General features: G+C 69.4%; 1 pseudogene. It reads right to left on the reverse strand.

The features are described 5' to 3' along the window. A pseudogene (locus GVL52_RS32420) lies at positions 1 to 341 on the reverse strand (hypothetical protein); the annotation flags it as partial. Positions 342 to 412: the final 71 nt, after the last annotated feature.

Genomic DNA, 412 nt, shown 5'->3' on the forward strand with positions numbered 1-412 from the left:
ATGTTCATCCGCTGGCCGAAGATGCGCACCCCGCCCGGATCGAAGATGCGGAACCGCACGCCCGCGGCCACGAGCGGGCCGATGAAGGATTCCGACAGGTCGGGCGAGCCGAAGCCGTCCACCAGCACATGCACCTCGGCACCGTTGCGCGCCGCCTGCAGCAACGCTGCGTGGAGCCCCTGCCCGATCTTGTCGTCGAACAGGATGAAGGTCTCCAGGAGCACCTCGCGCTTCGCCGCGGCGATCGCCTCGAACACGCGCGGGAAGAACGCCTCGCCGTTTTCCAGCAGCTCGAAGCGGTTGCCCGGCACCCAGCGCGAGGAGCGGCCCGGCCGTCTCACAGCGAAATCTCCGCGGCCAGGGGTGCGTGGTCCGACAGCTTGTGCCAGGGCTTGCGCGGCAGCACCACGGG

The sequence above is a fragment of the Rhizobium sp. 18055 genome, assembly GCF_902706285.1.
Taxonomy (GTDB): Bacteria; Pseudomonadota; Alphaproteobacteria; order Rhizobiales; family Rhizobiaceae; genus Rhizobium.